Below are 21767 nucleotides of genomic sequence, written 5' to 3' on the forward strand. Positions count from 1 at the left end.
CCCCCTCTGCACGGCCGTCCAGTTGGCGCCGCGCGGAGGCGGCGCGCAAGCCGGGTCAGCGGAATTCCTCGCCGGCGGCAGTGGGGGGTTCCGGAATGTCCTCGTAGGGGCGAAGGCCACCCGCCAGCAGGCATTTCCAGACATCCTCCGGGGTCTCTGCAAAGCGGAAGAGGTCGAGGTCGGCCTGGGCGACCATCCCCGCGGCGACCAAGGCGTCGAAGTTCACGATGGATCGCCAGTAGCCCTCGTCGAACAGCACGATCGGCATGGGGGGCGACTTGTCGGTCTGGCGCAGCGTCAGGATCTCGAACAGCTCGTCCAAGGTCCCGAACCCACCCGGGAACACCACCAGGGCGCTGGCCCGCATCGCGAAGTGCATCTTGCGCATCGCGAAATAGTGGAAGCGGAAGGTGAGCTCGGGGGTGGAGTAGCCGTTCGGGTACTGTTCGTGCGGCAGGGTGATGTTCAGGCCGACCGACGGGGCGCCGACGTCCGTGGCCCCGCGGTTGGCGGCCTCCATGATGCCGGGGCCGCCGCCGGTGCAGATCACGTTGAACCGCTCGCCCTTGGCCGACAGGTGCGCCCCGCCCCGCTTCGAGGCGATGGCGGCGAACTCGCGGGCGGCGGCGTACCAGCGCGGATGCGGCTCGGGCCCGTCCTCGCGGATCCGCGCCGAGCCGAAGACGACGATGGTGGAGCGGACGCTCCAGTTGCGCAGCGCCTCGTCGACCTTGGCGAATTCCAGCAGGAAGCGGACCCCGCGCATGGAGGGGCCCATGATGAAGTCCGGGTCCATGGAAGCCAGTCGGTAGGTCGGCGAAGCCATCTGCGGCGCCGCCGGATGGGGGGATTGAGTCTCGGTCATCCCGCCAGTCTAGGCGGATCAGGCCGCCTTCGTCAGCGCGCGCGCGATCACCTTGGCGAAAGCGTCGGCCACGGGCGGGATCAGGGCCGGCGATACGCAGCTGAGGTCGTCGCCGCGGGCGTGGTGGAAGCGGTGGGCTCCGAAGATCCCCATGACCGGATCGTAGCCCGCGCTGAGGATGCTGGAGAGCTCGCCGGCGGCGCGCTTGGGGTCGGCGGGATAGGTCTGCTCCAGTCCGGGCTGGCCGGCGAAGGCGGCCTTGCAGGCCTCGACCAGCGGCGGGCTGGCCAGCAGGAAGCGCTGGGGGTCGGCGCTGGGCAGGGGTCCGAGCTGCAGCCCCCGCTCGTGCCAGTCCCGGGCGGCGACATTGGCCCCAAGGTGGACCCAGAGGGCGGTGGCGGCCGGCTTGGGCGCTGCGTGAGCGATATAGGTCTCGCCCCCTGCGTATTCATACTCATGGCCGCTGGTTGCGACCAGGGCGAGGTCCACGGGCAGTTTGGACCTTGCGGCCCAGGCGGCGAGCTGGAGCCAGGCGGCCAGGCCGCTGCCCCGCTCGCCCACGCAGCCGAACCAGCCGGATCGGGGGGTCGACAGTACGAGTGTCTTGGGCGCGCCACGACTTAGGGTTGCGGTGACGTTGAAGGCGGGGCGGCGGAACGAGCGGCCGGGCATGCGCAGGGTGGCGGGCGCCCCCTTTGCGGCCGCTTCGACGAAGGGATCGGCGTCGCGCGGCGCGAGGACGGCGACGGGCACGTCGAACAGCGGCTTGTCGGCCGGGGTGTTGAGCGCCAGGGCCTGGCCGGTGGGGCCGGTGGTGACCAGCACCACGGCCTTGGCGCCGGCCTCGGTCGCCGCCTTTACGCGGCGCTCGACCTCGCCCTTGGCGGTGGACCAGCGGGCGTGGGGCAGCACGAGGAGCGCGATCTCGCCCTCGCCGCGCTGGGGAACGAACAGGCGTCCGGTCAGCCCCGGCGTCGGCTGGACGATCGCCTGCGGGATCAGCGTCGCCCGCGCGCCGTCGATAGAGAGGCTGGGGGCCTCGCCCTCGTAGGCCGGGACCTCGAAGGGCTGGCGCTCGCAGGCGTAGCCCAGGGCCTTGAGCTCGCCCTCGATCCAGGCCCCGCAGGCATCGTCTCCCGCCCCGCCCGCGGCCTTGTCGCCGAAGCCGGCATAGCGCTCCAGGATGCGCCTGGCGTCCGCCTCCGAGCCGCCCGCCCCGGCCTGAGCGCCGGTCACAGGCGCGGCGGCCAGAAGGGTCGCGCCGACGCCGAGGACGGCGCGGCGGGAGGCGGAGAGCGGGGCGTTCTGATCCATCCGCCGAAGCTAGCGGAGGCCGTCGACGGGCGCGATGGGCGTCGGCGGACCACAGCGCGCGGCCTTCGCATAGCCGTCTCCGGCGGGGTCGATCCGCTTGGGCAGTTCGCACAGCTCGCGCGCCGCCGCCCCGTCGCCCTTCAGATAGGCGCGCCAGAACCGGATCGTCTCGGCCTTCACGATCTCCATCTGCGGCGGATCGGTGGGCTTCAGCACGCCGCCGGCCCCTCGCCGCCCGCCGAACAGGCCGTGGTCGGCGCCGTCCAGCACGATCAGGAACTGGTCCGCGCCCTGGATCGCCTGGAAGGGCGTGGTTCGCTCGAACGGAGACTTCTCCAGATCGAAGGGCGTCACGTCCGCCGTGCCGGTGAAATGCAGCATCGGGGTCTTCACGGCCGCGAAAGCGATCTTGGGATTGTCGCCACGCGGCTTGTTCGGACTATAGGCGACGGCGGCGCGTATGCGCGGCTCGGCGAACCGCGTCGGCGGCGCGGCGCCAGGCACGCGCTGCCCGACGGCCACCAGGGTCGACAGCGCGCCATAGGAATGGCCGGACATGCCGACGCGGCTCATGTCCGCCTTGGCGGCCAGGCGCGGGTCCTTGGCGATCTGGTCCAGCGCGAACGGCAGGTCGCCGTACCGCGCCTGCGCCACCTGGGGGTTGATGGCCGTCCCGCCGGTGGCGACGACGCCGGCGGTGGTCGTGGGCCGCCCCCGGCCGCCCAGGATGCCCGTGTCGGAGCCGGCGTGTTGCAGGCAGACCACCAGGAAGCCCGCTTCGGCGACAGCCTGCAGGATGAAGACCGACGTCTCCCGGCTGCCGCCCAGGCCGTGGCTGTGGACCACCACCGGAAACGGCCCCGCGCCCTTGGGCGCATAGGCCTTGAATGGCACGACCCGGCCATCGCGGGCCGGATCGGTCCATTCCCCATAGATCACCTCGACGGCCGATGCCGACGCCGCGGCCCCGGCCGGCTGCGCGACCGCCCCGGCCGGCGCCAGGCCGGCCAGCGCGGCCAGAACGAGGAGGGCTGCGCCGCGCCGGCTCATCCGCTTACCAGGAGTACCGGAGCTGGGCGCCGTAGGTGCGCGGCATGTTCCAGCGCCGGGTCGTGGCCGCGTTGAACACGATGTAGGACTCATCGCCCACGTTGTTCGAATAGACCGCGAACTCCCAGCCATTCTTCTGCAGGCCCACCCGCACGTCGAAGATCTGGTAGTCGTTGAGCTCCGGCGTCTGGGCGATCTCCTGCACGCCGCCCCAGCGTCCGGTCCCCTTGATGTTGAAGAAGCCGACGTAGTCGTCGCGCAGGTCGCGGCGGTAGTTGAGGTTGAAGGTGCCGGTCCAGTCGGGACGCTGCGGCCCCTTCTTGCCCTCGTCCGGACCCGACGTGATCTTGCCGCCCTGGCGGGAGCCGCCGATCGAAAGGCGCGCCGTGCCGCCCAGCACCTCGGCGGCGCCGGTCAGTTCGGCCTCGAGGCCCCAGAGTTCGGCCTTGCCGGCGTTGTAGACGAACGGCGTCGCCTGCACCGGGCAGACGGTCGAGCCCACCGCACAGCCGTTGTCGGTCTGGACCAGCAGGTCCTTCACGTTGGTCTGGTAGGCGGACAGGCTGAGGAACACCCGCGGCGCCAGATTGCCCTTCAGCCCCACCTCGTAGGCCGTGGCCTTCTCGTCGTCGAAGGTGGTGGGGATGGGCCGCGGCTGGCGCGGATCGCCCAGGGCCAGGTTGAAGCCGCCGGCGCGATAGGCGGTGCCGACCTTGCCGTAGGCCAGCCAGCCCGCGAGCTTGTAGGCCGCCGTGACGTTGTACGAGAAGTCGCTGGTCTCGCGGCCGGTGTCGATATCGAAACCGACCCCCGACGGCCGGCCCGTGCCGAAGTCGAGACGGGTGGACAGCAGGTCCTTGTCGTCGCGGGTGTAGCGGCCTTCCGCCGTGACGTTGAAGGCCTCCGTCAGGTCGTAGCCGACCGAGCCGTAGGCGGCCCAGGAGACGAAGTCGAGGCGGCTGACGCCGACCGTGCCGAACGAGCGGCCGTTGGCGGCGGTCGGCGGCCCGGCCAGGGTGTTCTGGTACTTGTCGTTGAGGTCGTAGTACTCGAACCCGGCCAGCCAACTGAAGCCCGCCGTCTTCTCGCCGACCAGGTGGACGTCCTGGAAGAGCACCCGGGCGTAGTCGTTCTGCGAGCCGCCCAGGTCGGGGCTGCCCTGCACCTGCCCCGGCGCGACCAGGCCGGCGGCGGCCACGCGCTGCAGGAACGAGGGCGAGGTGGCGTCGCGGTCGTAGGCGTTCTGCGAGCGGCGCTCGCGCAGGGCCGTGGTCGACGTCAGGGTCGCGAAGCCGAAGTCGTACTCCAGCACCAGCTCGGCGTAGTTCACCTGCTGCTTGGCGGACGACGGGTGGTTCCACTCGATGTCGTATTTGTCCTGGAAGACCCCGCGCGGATAGATGGCGCTCGTGCCTGCCGGGATCATCAGCTGGTACATCAGGCCGGGAAGCTGGTCGCGGCCGTGCTCCAGCAGGAGGTTGGCGCTGAACGGGCCGTTCTCATAGCGAACCTGGCCGCGGTAGATCTCGGACTCCTGGCGGTCGAAATACTCGTCGCGGACCGGGTTGTAGAAGAAGCCCTTGCGCTGCTTCATCAGGTTAGCGCCCAGGCGCACCGACCAGTTGTCGTTGATCGGCTGGTTCCAGACGAGCTGGCCCTCGTAGCGGGCGTTGTTGCCGCCATCGAGGACGAAGAAGCCCTCCTGGCGCTGGGTCGGCCGCGCGGAGACCACGTTGATCGAGCCGCCCACCGCGTTGCGCCCGTTCAACGCCCCTTGCACGCCGCGCAACACCTCGATGGTGCGCACGTCGAAGAAGTCGGGCTTGGAGAAGGTGCGGCCGCCCACATAGCCGCCGCCGATATAGACGCCGTTCCGATAGAGGCCCACGGCCGCGTCCGCCGCGGTCGCCCGGCTGGTGCCCGAGCCCCGGATCGAGATCTCGGAGGTCACCGGGTTGGAGGTGTTGGCGAAGTTCACCGCCGGCACGTTGGACAGCAGCGCCTGGGTGTTGGCGATGCCGCCCATGGCCTGGATCTGTTCGGCGCCCAGCGCCGTCCCGGCGGCCGGGATCTCGCGCAGGCTCTCCTCGCGCTTGCGCGCCGTGACCAGCACCTCGTCCAGTTCGGGAGCGGCGGCCGCCGTCGTCTGGGCATAGGCCGGCGCGGCGATCGCGCAGGCGATCACGGCGATGGACGCGCTTTTGAGGATGTGGCGCTTCATCATGGTCTTCCCCCTCGTCCCGCAGTGCTCTTGGTGTGTTACCGCGCGGTGACAGTGAGGCGTGAAGCTAGCGACAGACCCTTTGCATTTCCAATGCCTGCAAGGCTTGGAGCCATAGCGCCGTGTCCGCTTGACGATACGGAACGTGCTCCCAGAGTGGGACCATGACCGTCGACCGCAGACGCTGGATCGCCGGCGCAGGCGCATCCATCCTGGCCCCCGCCACGGCCGAAGCCGCCGGAGGGGCGCCGATGTACGACTATCTGTTCCTGGATCTCGAGGCGCCCGCCGGGACGCCGCCGGCGAAGGCCTATGCCGACCAGGTGCGCGCCCGGGCAGGCGGGATCGCGGCGGCGGGCGGCCAGGTGCTGGGCCTGTTCACGCCCCAGCTCGGCTGGCGGTCACGGCAGGCGGCGCTGCTGGTGGGCTGGCGGCCGGATGCGCCGGGGCGCCAGGCGGAGATGGAGGCGCTGGCGAAGCTGGAGGGCGTGGGCAAGGCCGAGCGCCAGCGCATGGCCGCCACCGCCCGCCCCACCGCGGGCGATGCGCCGAAGCCGGGCGGCATCTACGTCCACCGCTGGTTCGTCATCGGCGCCGAGAGCCTGGACGAGGTGGTGGCCCTGTCGACCGAGGGCTGGCGCGATTTCGAGGCCAGGTTCGACACCAACATCTTCGGCCTGTTCGCCGCCGAGCGGTCGGCGGCGGACGCGGCGGCGGGCGTCACGCGCCTGCTGCTCATCACCCGCTACAAGGACCACGGCGTCTGGGAGACCTCCCGCGATCCCTCCACCGCCGCCATGGCCACCTTCATGCGCCGCCAGAAACTCACCCGCGACACCTGGGCGGCAAGCACGCTGCTGACGGGGATTTAGGGCCGGGAGTCGATTGCGGGACGGACCGGGGTTCTCTCAGCCGAACTGATCGCCCGAGCCTCAGGCTCGCCCACTCCACCAACCGCTCTCCACTTTGCTCGGCGATTGGTCCCCTCCCGCCGCTTCGTGGGAGAGATGAACGCGAACCTCATTCCTCCCCCGCGAAGCGGCGGGAGGGGGACCGCGGGCGGAGGGCGGCGCAGCCGGCCGTAGAGCGCGGGGTGGAGGGGGCGAGCGGCCGCCCAGGCCTACCCACCGCGCTTCGAGTTTTCGATCTGCAACAGGATCTCGTCCATGACCCCGTCCAGGTCATGGTAGATTCGCGACGCGGGAATGCGGACGGTGTGCACGCCTTGGCCTGCCAGCCAGCGGTCGCGGGCGGCGTCCCTGAGTTGAGCCTCGTCATCCCAGTGCGTGGCGCCATCGACCTCGATCGCGAGACGCACGGAGGGGCAATAGAAGTCGAGGATGATCGATCCGAACGGATGCTGCCGCCGGAAGGTCGGGCGGTCCTCCGCGCGTCCGCGCAAGCGGGTCCACAGGATCACTTCCGGCTCGGTCATCGCCTTGCGCATGGCGCGGGCGCGGGTGGTGATCATGGTCCGTCGCAAGGCTGTGCCGGCCGCTTGCCCCCTCCACCACGCGCTCTCCACCACTTCGTGGTCCCCCTCCCCCGCCTTGCGGGGGAGGTGAAGAACATTGCAAGAACCTATTGAGCGATCAAGGGCAGACTTACGCCCGCCGCCCCTACGGGGCGAAGCTGGAGCGGCCCTGGATGCCCCAGCGGCCGTCCTGGCGGGTGACGATGTAGATGCTGTCGAAGCCGCCGATGACCGAGCCGTCCTTGCGGAAGCGGCTGAAGCGGGTATCGATGTGGACCTTGTCGGCGCCGGCGTGGATCACCTCGCGCCGCTGCCAGGCGGAGTGGTCCCAGTCGCTGAGCGCGCCGGTGGTGAACATCTCCGGCTTGTGGAAGCCCGGGTTGATCACGGTCACCTTGCCCGAGGCGAAGCGCACGTGCGGGAAGTTGAAGGTGGCTTCGAAGGCGGCGAGGTCGCGGGCGTTGAAGGCCGCCATGAAGGCGTCGAGCCGTTCCTGGGCGGCGGCGATCTCGGCGGCGAACTTCGCGTGCTCGGGCTTCACCGGCGGCGCGGCGGCCGACTGGCCCAGGGCCGGCGATCCGGCGGCGAGCGATGCGCCGGCGGCCCCGGCGGCGATGATGGCGTCCCTGCGGCTGACCATGGCGATGCTTCCTCGGTTCTTGTTCTGGTTCATGGCGTCAGGCCCTCGGTGTCGAAGGGCCACTCCTGCTCGGGCGAATCCAGGTTCAGCAGCTCGGCGGCGTTGTGGCGCCAGGCGCGCATCATCTGGCCGCACCAGCGGATGAACAGCTCGTCCCGGCTGGGGTCGCCCCGCTCGACCCAATAGGCGAGCGCGTCGTTGCAGAACGAGATCATCGGCTCCAGCGCCAGCTCCAGCAGCGCCGGGCGCTGGTCCCGGGGCGGCGGCGCTTCGGGATACCAGAGCAGGCCGCGCAGGCGCTGGCCGGTGCGCCGCCGCAGGGCCGCGTGCGCCGCGTGATAGGCCGGGTTCTGGCCGCCGTGCCGGACCAGCAGGATGAAGCCGTCCTGGAACGAACGCGCGGCCGCCAGCGACTTGCGCATGCCGCCGCCGTAGCCCCGCCACGGCTTGCCGTCCTGGTTGTTCAGCCGGCGCAGGGTCTCGGCGAAGATCCCCTGGATCAGGGCGTCCTTCGACGGGAAGCGCCGGTACAGCACCACCTTCGTCACCCCCGCCGCCGCGGCCACCTGCTCCATGGTGGCGCCGGCCAGGCCATGCTGGCGGAAGACCCCCGCGGCCACCCGCATGAACGCCTCCCGCCGTTCGGCCTCGCGGGCGGTGCGCAGGGCCGCGTTGGGTTCGGCGTCGTCGGCGGCGTCGGCGAGGGTCCGGGTCATGGGCTCAGTCGTAGATCTTCAGCAGTTGGCCGTCCTGCTTCTTCACCGACTGGCGCATGCTGGTCCACTGCGGCGGCACGTTGTCCTTGTCCCAGGCCTTCAGCTTGGCCTGCAGTCCTGCGACCACGCCGGGGTTCGCCGCGGCGACGTTGGCCTTCTCGCCCGGGTCGCCTTTCAGATCGAACAGCATCACGTGCTGGCCCAGGGGCGAAACCACGGCGTGGGTTCCGTCGGGCGTGATGTTGGCCGCGTTGACCGCCCTGTCGGACGGGTCGGCCTTGTTCGCCTCCCACAGCTTCCAGTCTCCGTCCCGGATCGCGAAGTTAGGGCCCGCGCGCCAGTAGACCGTCGGGTTCGGAACGCCCGAGTTCCCCCCGGTGACGAAGGGCATCAGGTTCACCCCATCCGTCCCCTTGGGCAGGCTGGCGCCCGCCAGCGCCGCGGCGGTGGGCACGATGTCCAGGCTGGACACCATGCGATCGTCGACGCGCCCGCCCGGGATCCGGCCCGGCCAGGCGACGATGTAGGGGACGCGGACCCCGCCCTCGAGGTGCGTTCCCTTGTGCCCGTTGAGCGGGGCGTTGGAACAGGCGCCCTGGATGTACGGCGCGCAGCCGTTGTCGGAGAGGAAGACGATCAGGGTGTTCTTCTCCAGCCCCTCGGCCTTCAGCTTGGCGCGGATGGCGCCCACCCCGTCGTCCAGCGAGGACACCATGGCCGCATAGACCCGCTGGCCGCGGTCCGGCACGTGCCGGTAGCGGTCGAGGTACTTCTTGGTGGCCTGGAGCGGCGTGTGGGGGGTCGTGTAGGCCAGGTAGAGGAAGAACGGCCTCTCCTTGTTGGACCCGATGAAGCGCACGGCCTCGTCGGTGAAGGCGTCGGTCAGGTACGCCTTCACCTCCACCACCTGCTTGCCGCGCCGGACCGTGGCGACGCTGCGCAGGTAGGCCATCCGTTCGTCGTCGGTGGCGGTGGGCGGCAGAGGATCCTGGATCGTGGCGCGGAACGAGCCCGCGGCGCCGGGCGGGGTGTAGGTGTCGTCGCCCGGCTGGCTCTGGGTGAAGAAGGCCGTGGCGCCGGCGGTGATGCCGAAGAACTCGTCGAAGCCGCGGTCGGTGGGCTGGTAGCCCTCGGCCTCGCCCAGGTGCCACTTGCCGATCATGCCGGTGCGATAGCCGGCGGTCTTCAGGATATTGCCCATGAACGGCTCGGCCAGGGAGACGCCGCCGCGCCGGTCGCGGCCCACAGGATTGAACTCCCAGCCGAACCGCTGCTGGTAGCGGCCGGTGAGGATCGCCGCCCGCGACGGGGCGCAGACCGGGTGGGTGACGTAGCCCGAGGTGAAGCGCACGCCGTCCGCTGCGAGGGCGTCGATGTTCGGCGTCTTGATGATCGTCGAGCCATAGGCCGAGGTGTCGCCATAGCCCAGGTCGTCGGCGACGATGACGATGATGTTGGGCCGCGGCGCCGCCCGCGCCGGATCCACGGCCGTGGCCGGCGGCGCGCTGGCCGCGGCGGCCAGCGACAGGGTGGCCGCGAGGATCAGGGGGGCGCGTTTCATACCGTGGGCTCCTTGGTCGGCCCGGACGCTAGCCGGATCGCGCGGTCCGATCTGCACAATTGGATGACAGGGTGCTATAGCCCGCGGGCATGGAGCTTCGGCATCTCGAACAGATTCTGGAAATCTGCCGCGCGGGCGGTTTCAGCGGCGCGGCGCGCAAGCTGCAGATCTCGCAACCCACCCTGTCCAAGAGCATCGCACGGCTGGAGTCGCAGCTGTCGCTCCGGCTGTTCGAACGGACGAACGGCGCGGCGCGGCCCACCGCCTACGGCGCCTTCGTGGCCCAGCGGGCGGAGACCCTGCTGCAGGGCGTGGCCGCCCTGACCCGCGACCTGGAGCAGCTTGCGCGTGGCGAGGAGGGGCGGATCCGCATCGCCGTCGGCCCCGCCTCGCGCCTCAAGCCCCTGCCCGAACTGCTGCGCCGGGTGGCGGTGCGGTTCCCCAAACTGCACGTGGAGACGATCCAGGAGACCGGCCCCGGCGTCATGAAGGCGCTGCACGACGGGCGGGTCGATATCGCGTTCGGCTATTCCGAGCATGCGGCCCGCTACGGCGAGCTGATCCGCAAGAAGATGTTCGAGGACGCGGTGATCCTGGTGGCGCGGCCGGGCCATCCGGCGCTGGCGCTGCGGGACGCGGGCCCGCGGGAGCTGCTGCAGTATCCGTTCGCCCTGCCCAGCGTGCTGCCGGGCGTCGAGCGCTGGGCCGGCGAGATGTCGCGGGAGGAGGGCGAGAACCTCAGGGCCTTCATCAGCGACGACTACTCGCTGATCGTGCACCGGGCGCTGGACACCGACACCATCGCGCTGGGGGCCTCGTTCCTGTTCGCCGAGCAGGTGAAGGACGGGCGGCTGGCGGTGGTGTCGTCCACCCTCGACGTGCCCTACGCCTGCTGGATGCTGACCACGGCCGAGCGGTGGCGCTCGCCGCTGATCAAGGCCATGGCCGAACTGTCCAAGGCGGCCGTCGCCGACCGGCCGCTGACCGCGGCGGCCTGATAGCCGCCGGCTATGCGCGCCGGCTAAGGCCCGCCTGCTCCATCCGCCACTTGAGCTGGTCGAACCGGTCCTGGCCGAAGAACGGCTCGCCGCCGAACACCATCATGGGCACGCCCCAGTGACCGGCGGCGCGCTGGTCGACCTGGTTGGCCTCCACGACCTGGGCCAGGCGATCGGCCTGCCCGTCCGCCACGGCGCTGAGCTCGGCATAGTCCAGGCCGGCCCGTTCGGCCGCACGGGCGAGGTGGTCGCCCTCGTGCCAGTTGTCGACCTCGCCGCTCCAGATGGTGTGGCCGACCTCCGCCACGAACGGCAGGCCCCGGCCCCGCTCCGCCGCGGCGACGCCCAGGTGGGTGAGGCGGTGGATGTAGGGCTGCTGCATCCGGTAGCCGACGCCGGGCGCCTGCTGCACCGGGTCCGGCCGCGGCCAGCGGAACGGCAGGCCGAGGAAGGCCGCCTCCCGGAAGACGTCCTTCATGAAATAGGGCGTCCACAGCGGATCGCGGGTCTCGAAGAACTCCGGCGTGCGCACCGCCAGCGGATAGACGGGCCGCACGTTGCAGGCCACGTCGTACTCCGCCTCCAGCGCCATCAGGCGCGGCGCCACCATGTAGGAATAGGGTGACCGGAAGGACCAGTAGAGGTCGTAGCCTAGGGTCATCGCATCCTTCCCGTCTGGTGTTTCCCGAGCTGTAGCATAGAAACGTGAATTGGAATTCCGATTTCACCGTCTCCGGCGGTCCGGCCAGCGTTCATATCTTCGTATGAGCGGCGCGGGGCCGGCGGCTGTGTCATAAGATCGCAGTCCCATCGCCTGCCCGAAGACCCATGCCCGAAGCCGCGATCGTCCATATCGTCGATGACGACGCCTCCCTCGGCGAGGCGCTCGCCAGCCTGTTCCGGTCGGTGGGCCTGGAGCCGCGGCTCTACGGCTCGGCGCAGGCCTTTCTCGACGCCGAGCTTCCGGACGCCCCCGGGTGCCTGGTGCTGGACGTACGCCTGCCTGGCCTCTCCGGGCTCGACTTCCAGGCCCAGCTCGCCCAGTTCGGGATCGGCCTGCCCGTGGTGCTGATGACCGGCCACGGCGACATCCCGATGTCGGTGCGCGGCATGAAGGCGGGCGCCGTCGACTTCCTGCCAAAGCCGTTCCGCGAGCAGGACATGCTGGACGCGGTCACCACCGGGATCGAGCGCGACCGCCAGCGCCGGGCCGCCGATGGGGGTCGACGGGCGCTGGAGGAGCGTTTCGCCACCCTCTCCCCACGCGAGCGACAGGTCATGGCTTTGGTCACCGCCGGCAAGCTCAACAAGCAGGTGGCGGGCGAGCTGTCGCTGTCGGAGATCACCGTGAAGATCCACCGCGGCGCGGCGATGCGGAAGATGGGCGCGCGCTCGCTGGCCGACCTGGTGCGGATGGCCGAGGCCCTGCACGTCGGCGCCTGACCATACCTGCGTATGATTCCGGCGCGGGCGGCGGCATGCGAAGCCGTTCGCCATGAGCGCGGCCGATCCGTTGATCTCCATCGTCGAGGACGACGAGTCCCTGCGCCAGGCCATGGTCGGCCTCGTGCGGTCGCTGGGCTACCGCGTGGCCAGCTATCCGAGCGCGGAGGACTTCCTGGCCGCCGACGCCCGCGACCGGTCGAACTGCGTCATCACGGATATCCAGATGCCCGGCCTCTCGGGCATCGACCTCAAGCTCCGGCTCACCGCCGAGGGCGTGGCGACCCCGGTGATCATGGTCACGGCCCGCGCCGAGCCGGCCCTGCATGAAAAGGCAATGGCCAGCGGCGCCTGCTGCCTGCTGCGCAAGCCGTTCACCGCCGAGGCGCTCATCGACTGCCTGGACCAGGCCCTGGCCGCCTGAGCGGTGGACACCCTGCCCCGCTCTTCGGCTAAGGTCGCCCGGCAAAGGGGTGCGCGCATGGATCCGGCCGAGCGGGGCGATCTCTTCGACCTCGTCCAGGAGAGCATCGTCGTCTGCGACGCGGCGGGCCGGATCACCGCTTGGAACGCCGGCTCGACCGAACTCTATGGGTGGGACGCCGGCCAGGCGCTGGGCCGCCCCCTCGCCGATCTGCTCGGAGCCGGGGGCGACGACCCGGCGCTGCTGGCGGACGGCCGCTGGGAGGGCGAGCTTGCCCGCCGCGCCGCCGACGGACGCGAGCTGATCGTGGAGGTGCGCCGCATCGTCCGGCGCGGAGCGGATGGCGAACCGGCCGAGATCATCGAGACCGCCCGCGGCATCACCGAGCGGCGGGCGGCGGAACGGGCTCTGCGCGAGAGCGAGTATCGCTACCGCAACCTGTTCCAGGCCATGGCCGCCTCGTTCTGGGAACTGGACTTCCGCCCGGTGGGCCAGATGCTGCGGGAGATCCGCAAGGCGGGCGTCTCGGACTACGCGGCGCATTTCGCCGCGCATCCTGAGTTCGTGCGGGAGATGATGCGGGTCACCCGCGTGCTGGCCGTGAACGAGCAGTCGGTGAAGCTGTTCGGCGTGGACGACGCCACCGCCCTCTTGACGACGATCGACCGCTTCTGGCCCGAGGCCAGCACGGGCGTCTACGCAGACTCCGTGGTGGCGGCCGTCTCCGGCCGGCCCAGCTTCTCCCGCGAGACCCGGCTGCGCACCCTGGACGGCCGCGAGTTCGACGCCCACTTCACCGCCTGCTTCCCGCCCGAGACCGTGGCCGACGGCAAGCTGCTGATCGGCATCATCGACATCGGCGAGCGGGTCCGCGCCCAGCGCCAGCTCCAGGATCTCCAGGCCCAGTTCGCCCACGCTGCGCGCGTCTCGATGCTGGGCGAACTGACCGCCTCCATCGCGCATGAGGTGAACCAGCCGCTGGCCGCCATTGCGACCAACGCGTCGGCCGGCATGCGCTGGCTCTCCCGCCCCGAGCCCGACCTGGACGAGCTGCGCGGGATCAACACCCGGGTCGTGGCCGACGCCCAGCGCGCGGCCGCGATCATCGCCCGGGTGCGGGACATGGCCGTACGCCGCGCGCCCGAGCCGCGGCCGCTGTCGATCAACGCCGTGGTCGAGGAGGCGCTGCTGTTCCTGCACCACGAAAGCCAGGGCAAGGGCGTCAGCATCGAGCTTGCCCTCGATCCCGACCTGCCTTCCGTCATGGCCGATCGGACGCAGCTGCAGCAGGTGGTGGTGAACCTGATCGCCAATGCGATCCAGGCCATGGCCGCCGACGACGGGCCGCGGGAGATCCGCCTCCGCACGGGCCTCGACGCCGAGGGCAAGGTGTCGGTCAAGATCGAGGATACCGGGCCGGGGGTCCGGCCGGACGACCTGCCGCGGCTGTTCGACAGCTTCTTCACCACCAAGGCCGACGGGATGGGCATGGGCCTGCCCATCTGCCGGTCGATCATCGAGACCCACGGCGGCGCGATCCGGGCCGAGAACAACGCGGATGGCCGCGGCGCCTGCTTCGCGTTCAACCTGCCCGCCGCCGAGGTCTGACCGCACGCTTAGGCAGCGTCATACCAATGTATGCGACGGCGCACCGCAGGTTGAATTGAGACCGTCACGCTTGGGGCGCAATCTGCCGCTCACTGTCCTCCCACAGGAAAGGAGCCCCCCATGCCCACCATCACCACGAAAGACGGCGTCGAAATCTTCTACAAGGACTGGGGCTCGGGTCAGCCGATCGTGTTCAGCCATGGCTGGCCGCTCACGGCGGACGACTGGGACGCCCAGATGATGTTCTTCGCCAGCAACGGCTATCGCGTCATCGCCCACGACCGCCGCGGCCACGGCCGGTCGACCCAGACCTGGGACGGCAACGAGATGGACACCTACGCCGACGACCTGCGGGCGCTGGTGCTCGCGCTGGACCTGAAGGACGCGATCCACGTCGGCCACTCCACCGGCGGCGGCGAGGTCGCCCGCTATCTGGGCCGCCACGGGACCGACCGCGCGGCCAAGGCCGTCCTGATCGGCGCCGTGCCGCCGGTGATGGTCAAAAAGGACAGCAACCCCGAGGGCCTGCCCATCGAGGTGTTCGACGGCTTCCGCAGCGCCCTGCTCGCCGACCGCGCCCAGATGTACATCGACATCCCGACCGGCCCGTTCTTTGGCTTCAACCGCCCGGGCGCGAAGGTCAGCCAGGGCATGATCGACAAGTGGTGGCTCCAGGGCATGATGGGCGGTGTGAAGGCGCACTACGACTGCATCAAGGCCTTCTCGGAGACCGATTTCACCGAGGACCTCAAGAAGATCGATATTCCGGTCTTCCTGATGCACGGCGACGACGACCAGATCGTTCCTTACGAGGACGCGGCGCTGAAGGGGATCAAGCTGCTCCAGAAGGGCACGCTGAAGATCTATCCCGGCCTGCCCCACGCCATGGCGACCACCCACGCCGACCTGATCAACAACGATCTGCTCGCGTGGCTGAAGGGCGAACTGAAGGACGCGACCCAGTCTGCGGCGGCTCTCGAGCCCGCCTGATACCTCCCCCGAAGGCAGACTGGTTCCGGCGCCGCCGTTTCCCCCAACGGCGGCGCCATATCGCGTGTTAGGACCTCTTCATGACCGATCCCATCCGCATCCTGGGCGTGGCGGGCAGCCTGCGCCGCGGCTCGCTCAACCGGGCGCTCCTCGCCGCCGCCGCCGAAGTGGCCCCGGACGGCGTGTCCATCGAGATCTTCGATCTCGCGGACGTGCCGCTCTACAACGGCGACGTCGAGGCGGCGGGCGATCCGGCCGGCGTCGCGGCGTTCAAGGCGGCGATCCGAGCGGCCGACGGCGTGCTGTTCGTGACGCCCGAGTACAACCACGGTGTCCCCGGCGTCATGAAGAACGCCGTGGACTGGGCCTCGCGCCCGCCTTCGAACGCAGCGCTGAGCGGCAAGCCGGTGGGGATCATCGGGGCCTCGCCCGGCCAGACCGGGACCGCCCGGGGCCAGAGCCAGCTTCGCCAGGCCTTCGAATTCACCAACTCCTACTGCCTGCCCCAGCCCGAGATCCTGGTGTTCCGCGCCCACGAGAAGTTCGACGCCGACGGCCGGCTGACCGACGAGGCCACGCGCAAGTACCTGGCCCGCTACGTGGCCGCCCTGGCCGCCTGGGTGGGCCGTTTCCAACAAGCGCGCCCAGGGGGCTGACGGCGGCGCGAAACCCCGCGATTGTGGCGCGTCCGACATGTCGCCGCCGCTTTGCGGGATGAGAGCGGACGGATCGAACGTCGGGAACATTCATGCGGATCAAGACCTGGATGGGCGCCGTCGGCGCGGCGTTGTTGACCGCGGCCTGCGCCGGCGGACCGCGCGAGGGCCCGCCGCCCGGCTTCGGCGACGACGAGCCCGGCGAGGGTCCCCGGCCGCCCCGCGCCCAGCTCTTCATCAGCCCGGCGGGCCAGCCCTTCCGCGCGCCGGGCGGCCAGCCCTATCCGGTCGCGGACTGGTTCGCCAAGGCCGACGCCGACCGTGACGGACGCCTGACCCGCGATGAATTCCGCGCCGACGCCGACGCCTGGTTCACGACGCTGGACGCCAACGCCGACGGCCAGATCAGCATGCCCGAGGTCTCCCGCTGGGAGGAGGAACTGATCCCCGAGATGAGCCGCGTGGGTGTCGGCATGGCGGGGGCCGATCCGCGCGGCCGCAGACGGGGCGGCGGCGTCAACACCCGGCTACAGGGCGCGGCCGCCTACAGCCTGATCAACGAGCCGCACCCGATCCGCGGCGCCGATTCGGACTTTTCCTTCGGCGTCAGCCGCGCCGAATGGCGGGCGGCCAGCGACCGGCGCTTCGCGCTGCTGGACGTGGACGCGGACGGCGCGATCCTGGCGGCCGACCTGCGTCCGACGCCCGTGCAGGCGATGCGGGCTGGCGACGGGGAAGGCCGCATGGAGCGCCGGCCGGCCATCGGCGTACTCAAGCGCCAGCGGTAGGTCACGGCGCGTACGGCCGCTCGCGATAGTCGAACCAATCCAAGTCGGCGGGGTGCGCGCTGCCCGAGGTGTCCTGGCACGCGACGCCCACGAAGGCGCCGGTGAAGTTGGCGGTACCGGGGGCCGCGGCCTCGTCCGAGAGGATGGAGGCGTCGAACACCTGCGGCAGGCGGGTCCACCCCTCCTCCCCCGCCAGGCGGAAGGCGAAGCGCAGGCGCTCGTAGTCCACGTCCACGCGGAGCTCCACGACCCCGGGCCCGATAGAGATAGGCGCGGTGAAGGCGTCGGCCTGGGGGCTGTCCGGCAGGACCGACATCACCTGCACGCAGCGGCCCAGCGCCGCGTCGTGGGTGACCATCAGGTAGTGGAACTTCGAGGCGTTGTAGTAGCAGACCAGGCCCGCCGCCTGCTGGAAGTGGCAGGGCTCGAAGTCCATCCGCGTCGCCGCCGTGTAGCAGAAGGCCTGCTGGCGCCTGGCCACCAGGGCTTGGCGGAACAGGCTGCCCAGGCTCTCGCGGCCGATTAGGCGCAGCCAGCCGGGACGCGCCGAGAGGCTGAAGATCTCGGCCGGATAGGGCGTGCGCAGCCACTGGAAGTCGATGGGCAGGACCGGTTCATCGAAGTCGCTGCGCTCGGGCGCCGCCGGCCAGGGGTGCGGCGGCAGGTCGGGCGCCTCGACCTCCAGCTCCGGCGTCCCGCGGCCGTCCAGGGTGCGCAGCCAGCCGTCCTGGCCCCAGACCATCCGCTGGATCGCGGTCTCCCGCCCCAGGACGCAGCGGCCGCGGTTCGGGAGGGGACGCCCGCAGAGGTAGACGGCATAGGTCTCGCCAGCCGGCGTCTCCACCAGGTCGGCGTGGCCCGCGCGCTGCAGCGGCGCGTCCGGGCGGTCGCGGCTGGTGAGGATCTGGCGGTCGGGATGCAGGTCGTAAGGGCCCCAGAGGTCGCGGGAGCGCGCCAGCGTCGCGGCGTGGCCGAAGCCGGTGCCGCCCTCGGCCGTGAGCAAGTAATACCAGCCGTCGCGGCGGTAGAGGTGGGGCGCCTCGGTGAGGCCAAGCTCCGTGCCCTCGAAGATCACCCGCCGCTCGCCGACCAGCCGGCGCTCGGCCGGCGAATATTCCTGGCAGACGATGCCGGCGAACCGGTTGCGGCCCGGCCGGTGGTCCCAGAGCATGTTGACCAGGTACTTGCGGCCATCCTCGTCGTGGAACAGCGAGGGATCGAAGCCGCTGGCGTTCAGATACACCGGATCGGACCACGGGCCGTCGATTGTCGGCGAGGTCACCAGGTAGTTGTGGAAGTCGCGCAGCGAGGCGCCGGACGCGCCGCCCACCGTGGTCCGGCCGTAGCGCTTCACGTCCGTGTAGATCAGGTGGAACAGCCCGTCGGCGTGGGTCAGGCACGGGGCCCAGACGCCGCCGGAATCCGGATCGCCGCGCATGTCCAGCTGGCTGGGCCGGTTCAGCGGCCGGGCGACGAGACGCCAGTTCACCAGGTCGCGGCTGTGGTGGATCTGGACGCCGGGGAACCACTCGAAGGTCGAGGTGGCGATGTAGTAGTCCCCGCCCACGCGGACGATGGACGGGTCGGGATTGAAGCCCGGCAGGATCGGGTTGCGGATCATGCCCGGCGGTCCCTCACCAGCGTCCACAGGACCACGGCGCCGGCCAGGTCCAGCAGGCCCAGCGCCACGAAGAACGGGTCGTAGCCGACGGTGGCGACGAGGCCGCCGATGGCCAGGGAGAACAGCAGCACGCCGAGGTTCCCGCACGTGCCGGCCAGGCCGGCGACGGTGGCCACCTCGCTGCGCTTGAAAAGGTCGGAGGCCATGGTGATCACCGTCACCGACAGGGTCTGGTGCGCGAAGCCGCCCAGGCACAGCAGCGCGATGGCCGCATAGGGGCTTTCGACCCGGCCGACGAACATCATGCCGGTCATCATCAGCGCCCCCAGGGTGAAGGCGCCGCGCCGGGCATTGATCAGGCTGAAGCCGCGCCGCTGGAGGAACAGCACCACGGCCGGGCCGAACAGGCAGCCCAGATCAGCGGCCAGGAACGGCAGCCAGGCGAAGAGCGCGATCTGCTTCAGGTCGAAGCCGCGGGTCTGGACCAGGTAGAGCGGAATCCAGAACGCCAGCGTGCCCCAGGTGGGGTCGGCCAGCAGGCGGGGGATGGCGATGCCCCAGAAGTCGCGGCGGCGCAGCAGGGCGGGGATCGACGGCCGGGCGCCGTCGGCGGCCAGGTCCCTCTCCTGCCCGGCCTCGATCAGCTCGCGCTCGGCAGCCGACAGGCCCGGGTGCGTCTCCGGCGTCCGGAACCAGCGCAGCCACGCCAGCGCCCAGACGAGGCCGATGGCGCCGGTTATCACGAAGGCCGCACGCCAGTCGTAGGCCAGGATCGCCCAGGCCACGAGCGGCGGGGCCAGCATCGAGCCCAGCGAGGCGCCGATGTTGTAGAACCCACCGGCAAAGCCGCGCTCGCGCGCCGGGAACCAGGTGGCGACCACCTTCATCCCGGCCGGATTGGCCGAGCCCTCGGCGAAGCCCAGCAGGCCGCGCAGGACGGCGAAGACCGGCCAGGTGCTGGCGAAGCCGTGCGCCATGGAGATCACCGACCAGGCTCCGGCGAACAGCGCCAGGCCATAGCGGAGACCCACGCTGTCGAGCACGTAGCCCACTACCGGCTGCAGGATGATCCCGGCCTGGAAGGCGGCGGTGATCCAGCCGTACTGCTGCTCGGTGATGTGCAGCTCGGCCAGCATGGTGGGCGCCGCCACGCCCATGACTGCGCGGGTCAGGTAGTTCAGCATCGCGCCCAGCATCACCAGGCCGATGATCCACCAGCGGAGCGCGCGGAGGGTCTTCATCGGAAGAACGCCGGGCGGCCGGTCAGCCCGTCATGTCCTCCAGCTCCTTGCCCCGGGTCTCGGTGACCATGGCGCGGACGAAGAACAGCGAGACGAGGGCGCTGAGCGCATAGAAGCTGTAGGTGGCGGCCAGGCCCAGCGAGGCCGCCAGGGCCGGGAAGCTGACCGAGATCGCGAAGTTGGCGGTCCACTGGGCGAAGCCGGCCACGGCCAGGCCCGAGCCGCGGATCTGGTTGGGGAACATCTCGCCCAGCATCACCCACATCACCGGGCCCCAGCTGAGGTTGAAGAAGATCACATAGAGGTTCGCCGAGATCAGGGCGGCCAGGCCCGGGCCGTCGGCCAGGTGCAGGGCGCCGTCGACCATCGCGGCGGTGGAGAACGCCCAGGCCATGACCGCCAGCGTCGCGGCCATGCCAGCCGAGCCGATGAGCAGCAACGGCTTGCGGCCGATACGGTCGATCAGCATCACCGTGGCGAGGCAGGCGAGGATCGAGAGCGAGCCCGACAGGATGTTGATCTTCAGCGCGTCGTCCTCGCTGAAGCCCACCGACTGCCAGAGGACCGCGCCGTAGTAGAAGACGATGTTGATGCCCACCAGTTGCTGGAACACGGCCAGGCCGATGCCGGTCCAGACGATCGGCCGGATCCGGCCCGTGGTCTTGTCGACCAGGTCGCGCAGGGTCGGGCGGTGGTGGTCGGCGGCCAGGCTGTCGCGGATCTCGGCCACCTTGCGCCCGCCCTCCGCGGCGCCGAACAGTCGGGTGAGCACCGCCAGGGCCGCGCTGTCCCTGCCCTTGGCCACGAGGTAGCGCGGGCTTTCGGGGATCAGCATCAGGGTGGCGAAGAAGATCCCCGCCGGGATCACCTGCATCCAGAACATCCAGCGCCAGGCGGGGTAGCCCAGCCAGAACTCGGCGGTGGAGCCGCCGGCGGTCGCCGCCAGGGCGTAGTTCGCCACGAACGCGCCGGTGAGGCCCGTGATGATCATGATCTGCTGGACGCTGGAGAGCCGGCCGCGGATCGAGGCGGGCGTCACCTCCGAGATGTAGACCGGTGACAGGACGCTGGCCGCGCCAACGCCGATGCCGCCGATGAAGCGGGCGATGACGAAGACCAGCGAGCTGTCCGCCGCGCCCGTTCCCAGGGCGCTGACGATGAACAGGGCCGCGGCGATCATCATCACCGTGCGCCGACCGATCAGGTCCGCCAGCCGGCCGGCCAGGAAGGCGCCGACCGCGCAGCCCAGCAGGATGGCGCCCACGTTGAACCCGGTGCCCAGCTTCGAGAGGGCGAAGGTCTTCTCCAGCCCCTCCTGGGTGCCGTTGATGACGCCGCTGTCGTAGCCGAACATGAAGCCGCCGATGGTGGCGACGGCCACGATGGCGGCGATGAAGGCCATGTTCACCCGGGCGCTTTCCGGGGTTCCGGCGACAGCCGGATTGCTCGTGGCGGACACTGGATCACCCTTCCCTGGCAGGCCGTGCGGCCTTGCGTTTTCCTCGACCCGCCGGCCGGCTCTCAAGGGCCGCCTCGGCGAACCGACACCCTTAATGATAGCGCTATCATGGTCAAGTCCAATGGTATGACCTCGGCCCCGCGCCTCGCTCGCGCTCCAGCCTCACGCGCAGTTGCGGCGTCGCGCACCTTGCGTCGGAGCGCCAAAAACCCCATTATGCCAAGGTCAAACATCGCTTTGGCTCGCCTGCAGTCCCTGCTGATCTTGCGACCTTGCAAGGACTCCCGCGTCCGACCTCTTCGAGGATCCGATCCCGCCGCCCACTGCGTCGCGAGACGGATTTTCCGGGGCCAGAGCTGCCAAGACGACGACGGGCTGGCCAGCGCCGGCCCGTTTTCACATGCCAAGGAGACTACATGGCGAAGGAAGAACTGATCGAATTCGAAGGCGAAATCGCCGAGCTGCTGCCCGAGGGCCGGTTCCGCGTGCGCCTGGAAAACGATCACGAGGTGCTGGCCTATACCGCCGGCAAGATGAAGAAGAACCGGATCCGCTCCATGGTCGGCGACCGGGTGACGGTGGAAATGACCCCGTACGACCTCGACCGCGCCCGGATCATCTTCCGTCACCGCGACGCGACGCCCCGCGTGGGCGGCGGCGGCCCGCCGAAGCGCCCGTTCCGCAAGCGCTAGTCGGCC

General features: G+C 70.5%; 21 protein-coding genes. 9 read left to right on the forward strand and 12 right to left on the reverse strand.

Features of this window, described 5'->3' with window-relative positions; genetic code table 11:
* Positions 1 to 55: 55 nt before the first annotated feature.
* The 4 genes from A2790_RS01430 to A2790_RS01445 are packed head-to-tail and all read right to left on the reverse strand — an operon-like array spanning position 56 to position 5453.
* Positions 56 to 826: a TIGR00730 family Rossman fold protein gene (locus A2790_RS01430; protein WP_293386927.1), complete on the reverse strand. Its 771-nt coding sequence runs from the start codon at positions 824 to 826 to the stop codon at positions 56 to 58.
* 57 nt (positions 827 to 883) lie between these two features.
* Entirely contained in the window at positions 884 to 2179 is a 1296-nt protein-coding gene (locus A2790_RS01435; RefSeq protein ID WP_293386928.1) for a hypothetical protein, read from the reverse strand.
* A gap of 9 nt (positions 2180 to 2188) precedes the next feature.
* A complete protein-coding gene (locus A2790_RS01440; RefSeq protein WP_293386929.1) occupies positions 2189 to 3229 on the reverse strand; it encodes a hypothetical protein in 1041 nt (346 codons plus the stop codon).
* 4 nt (positions 3230 to 3233) lie between these two features.
* A complete protein-coding gene (locus A2790_RS01445) occupies positions 3234 to 5453 on the reverse strand; it encodes a TonB-dependent receptor (protein ID WP_293386930.1) in 2220 nt (739 codons plus the stop codon).
* Between the two features lie 161 nt (positions 5454 to 5614).
* Between A2790_RS01445 and A2790_RS01450 the strand changes: the two genes are divergently transcribed.
* Positions 5615 to 6322 carry a hypothetical protein gene (locus A2790_RS01450; protein WP_293386931.1) on the forward strand — a complete coding sequence of 236 codons (708 nt, stop codon included), beginning with the start codon at positions 5615 to 5617 and terminating at the stop codon, positions 6320 to 6322.
* A 248-nt stretch (positions 6323 to 6570) separates the two neighbouring features.
* Here the strand turns inward: A2790_RS01450 and A2790_RS01455 are convergent, their stop codons facing one another.
* From A2790_RS01455 to A2790_RS01470, 4 genes are all read right to left on the reverse strand, one after another.
* A complete protein-coding gene (locus A2790_RS01455; RefSeq protein WP_293386932.1) occupies positions 6571 to 6921 on the reverse strand; it encodes an endonuclease domain-containing protein in 351 nt (116 codons plus the stop codon).
* Positions 6922 to 7069: 148 nt separating this feature from the next.
* The gene (locus tag A2790_RS01460) at positions 7070 to 7564 is read right to left on the reverse strand and encodes a hypothetical protein (RefSeq protein ID WP_293386933.1); all 495 of its coding nucleotides are present in this window, start codon (positions 7562 to 7564) and stop codon (positions 7070 to 7072) included.
* Between the two features lie 29 nt (positions 7565 to 7593).
* A complete protein-coding gene (locus A2790_RS01465; RefSeq protein ID WP_293386934.1) occupies positions 7594 to 8280 on the reverse strand; it encodes a TetR/AcrR family transcriptional regulator in 687 nt (228 codons plus the stop codon).
* A gap of 4 nt (positions 8281 to 8284) precedes the next feature.
* Positions 8285 to 9841, reverse strand: a complete 1557-nt coding sequence (locus A2790_RS01470; RefSeq protein WP_293386935.1) for a sulfatase — start codon at positions 9839 to 9841, stop codon at positions 8285 to 8287.
* A gap of 89 nt (positions 9842 to 9930) precedes the next feature.
* Here A2790_RS01470 and A2790_RS01475 point away from each other — a divergent pair, with 89 nt between their 5' ends.
* Positions 9931 to 10839, forward strand: a complete 909-nt coding sequence (locus A2790_RS01475; protein WP_293386936.1) for a LysR family transcriptional regulator — start codon at positions 9931 to 9933, stop codon at positions 10837 to 10839.
* Positions 10840 to 10849: 10 nt separating this feature from the next.
* Here A2790_RS01475 and A2790_RS01480 read toward each other — a convergent pair whose 3' ends face one another.
* Positions 10850 to 11500 (reverse strand): DsbA family protein, encoded by a 651-nt coding sequence (locus tag A2790_RS01480; RefSeq protein WP_293386937.1) that lies wholly within the window; start codon positions 11498 to 11500, stop codon positions 10850 to 10852.
* A 167-nt stretch (positions 11501 to 11667) separates the two neighbouring features.
* Here A2790_RS01480 and A2790_RS01485 point away from each other — a divergent pair, with 167 nt between their 5' ends.
* The 6 genes from A2790_RS01485 (at position 11668) to A2790_RS01510 (ending at position 16748) form a co-directional block, all read left to right on the forward strand.
* A complete protein-coding gene (locus tag A2790_RS01485) occupies positions 11668 to 12282 on the forward strand; it encodes a response regulator transcription factor (RefSeq protein WP_293386938.1) in 615 nt (204 codons plus the stop codon).
* 52 nt (positions 12283 to 12334) lie between these two features.
* The gene (locus A2790_RS01490; RefSeq protein WP_293386939.1) at positions 12335 to 12706 is read left to right on the forward strand and encodes a response regulator; all 372 of its coding nucleotides are present in this window, start codon (positions 12335 to 12337) and stop codon (positions 12704 to 12706) included.
* 57 nt (positions 12707 to 12763) lie between these two features.
* Complete coding sequence (locus A2790_RS01495) at positions 12764 to 14314, forward strand: ATP-binding protein (protein WP_293386940.1); 1551 nt, start codon at positions 12764 to 12766, stop codon at positions 14312 to 14314.
* A gap of 120 nt (positions 14315 to 14434) precedes the next feature.
* The gene (locus A2790_RS01500) at positions 14435 to 15304 is read left to right on the forward strand and encodes an alpha/beta hydrolase (protein WP_293386941.1); all 870 of its coding nucleotides are present in this window, start codon (positions 14435 to 14437) and stop codon (positions 15302 to 15304) included.
* A gap of 80 nt (positions 15305 to 15384) precedes the next feature.
* On the forward strand, positions 15385 to 15960 hold the full coding sequence (locus tag A2790_RS01505; protein WP_293386942.1) for an NAD(P)H-dependent oxidoreductase: 576 nt from the start codon (positions 15385 to 15387) through the stop codon (positions 15958 to 15960).
* Positions 15961 to 16052: 92 nt separating this feature from the next.
* Complete coding sequence (locus tag A2790_RS01510) at positions 16053 to 16748, forward strand: EF-hand domain-containing protein (RefSeq protein WP_293386943.1); 696 nt, start codon at positions 16053 to 16055, stop codon at positions 16746 to 16748.
* A 1-nt stretch (position 16749) separates the two neighbouring features.
* On the opposite strand, the gene A2790_RS01515 is transcribed toward A2790_RS01510, so the two are convergent.
* Genes A2790_RS01515 through A2790_RS01525 form a run of 3 tightly spaced genes read right to left on the reverse strand, consistent with a single transcriptional unit; the run spans position 16750 to position 21069 of the window.
* Entirely contained in the window at positions 16750 to 18369 is a 1620-nt protein-coding gene (locus tag A2790_RS01515) for a glycoside hydrolase family 43 protein (RefSeq protein WP_293386944.1), read from the reverse strand.
* Positions 18366 to 19610 carry an MFS transporter gene (locus tag A2790_RS01520; RefSeq protein ID WP_293386945.1) on the reverse strand — a complete coding sequence of 415 codons (1245 nt, stop codon included), beginning with the start codon at positions 19608 to 19610 and terminating at the stop codon, positions 18366 to 18368. The genes A2790_RS01515 and A2790_RS01520 overlap by 4 nt, the downstream gene beginning before the upstream one ends.
* Positions 19611 to 19632: 22 nt before the next feature.
* Complete coding sequence (locus tag A2790_RS01525; protein ID WP_293386946.1) at positions 19633 to 21069, reverse strand: sugar porter family MFS transporter; 1437 nt, start codon at positions 21067 to 21069, stop codon at positions 19633 to 19635.
* Between the two features lie 416 nt (positions 21070 to 21485).
* Between A2790_RS01525 and infA the strand changes: the two genes are divergently transcribed.
* Positions 21486 to 21761, forward strand: coding sequence for a translation initiation factor IF-1 (infA, locus tag A2790_RS01530; protein WP_068875580.1), 276 nt, complete (start codon positions 21486 to 21488; stop codon positions 21759 to 21761).
* The last annotated feature ends 6 nt before the right edge of the window (positions 21762 to 21767 follow it).

Origin of the sequence: Phenylobacterium sp. RIFCSPHIGHO2_01_FULL_69_31, assembly GCF_001824475.1 — a bacterium.
GTDB lineage: Bacteria > Pseudomonadota > Alphaproteobacteria > Caulobacterales > Caulobacteraceae > Phenylobacterium.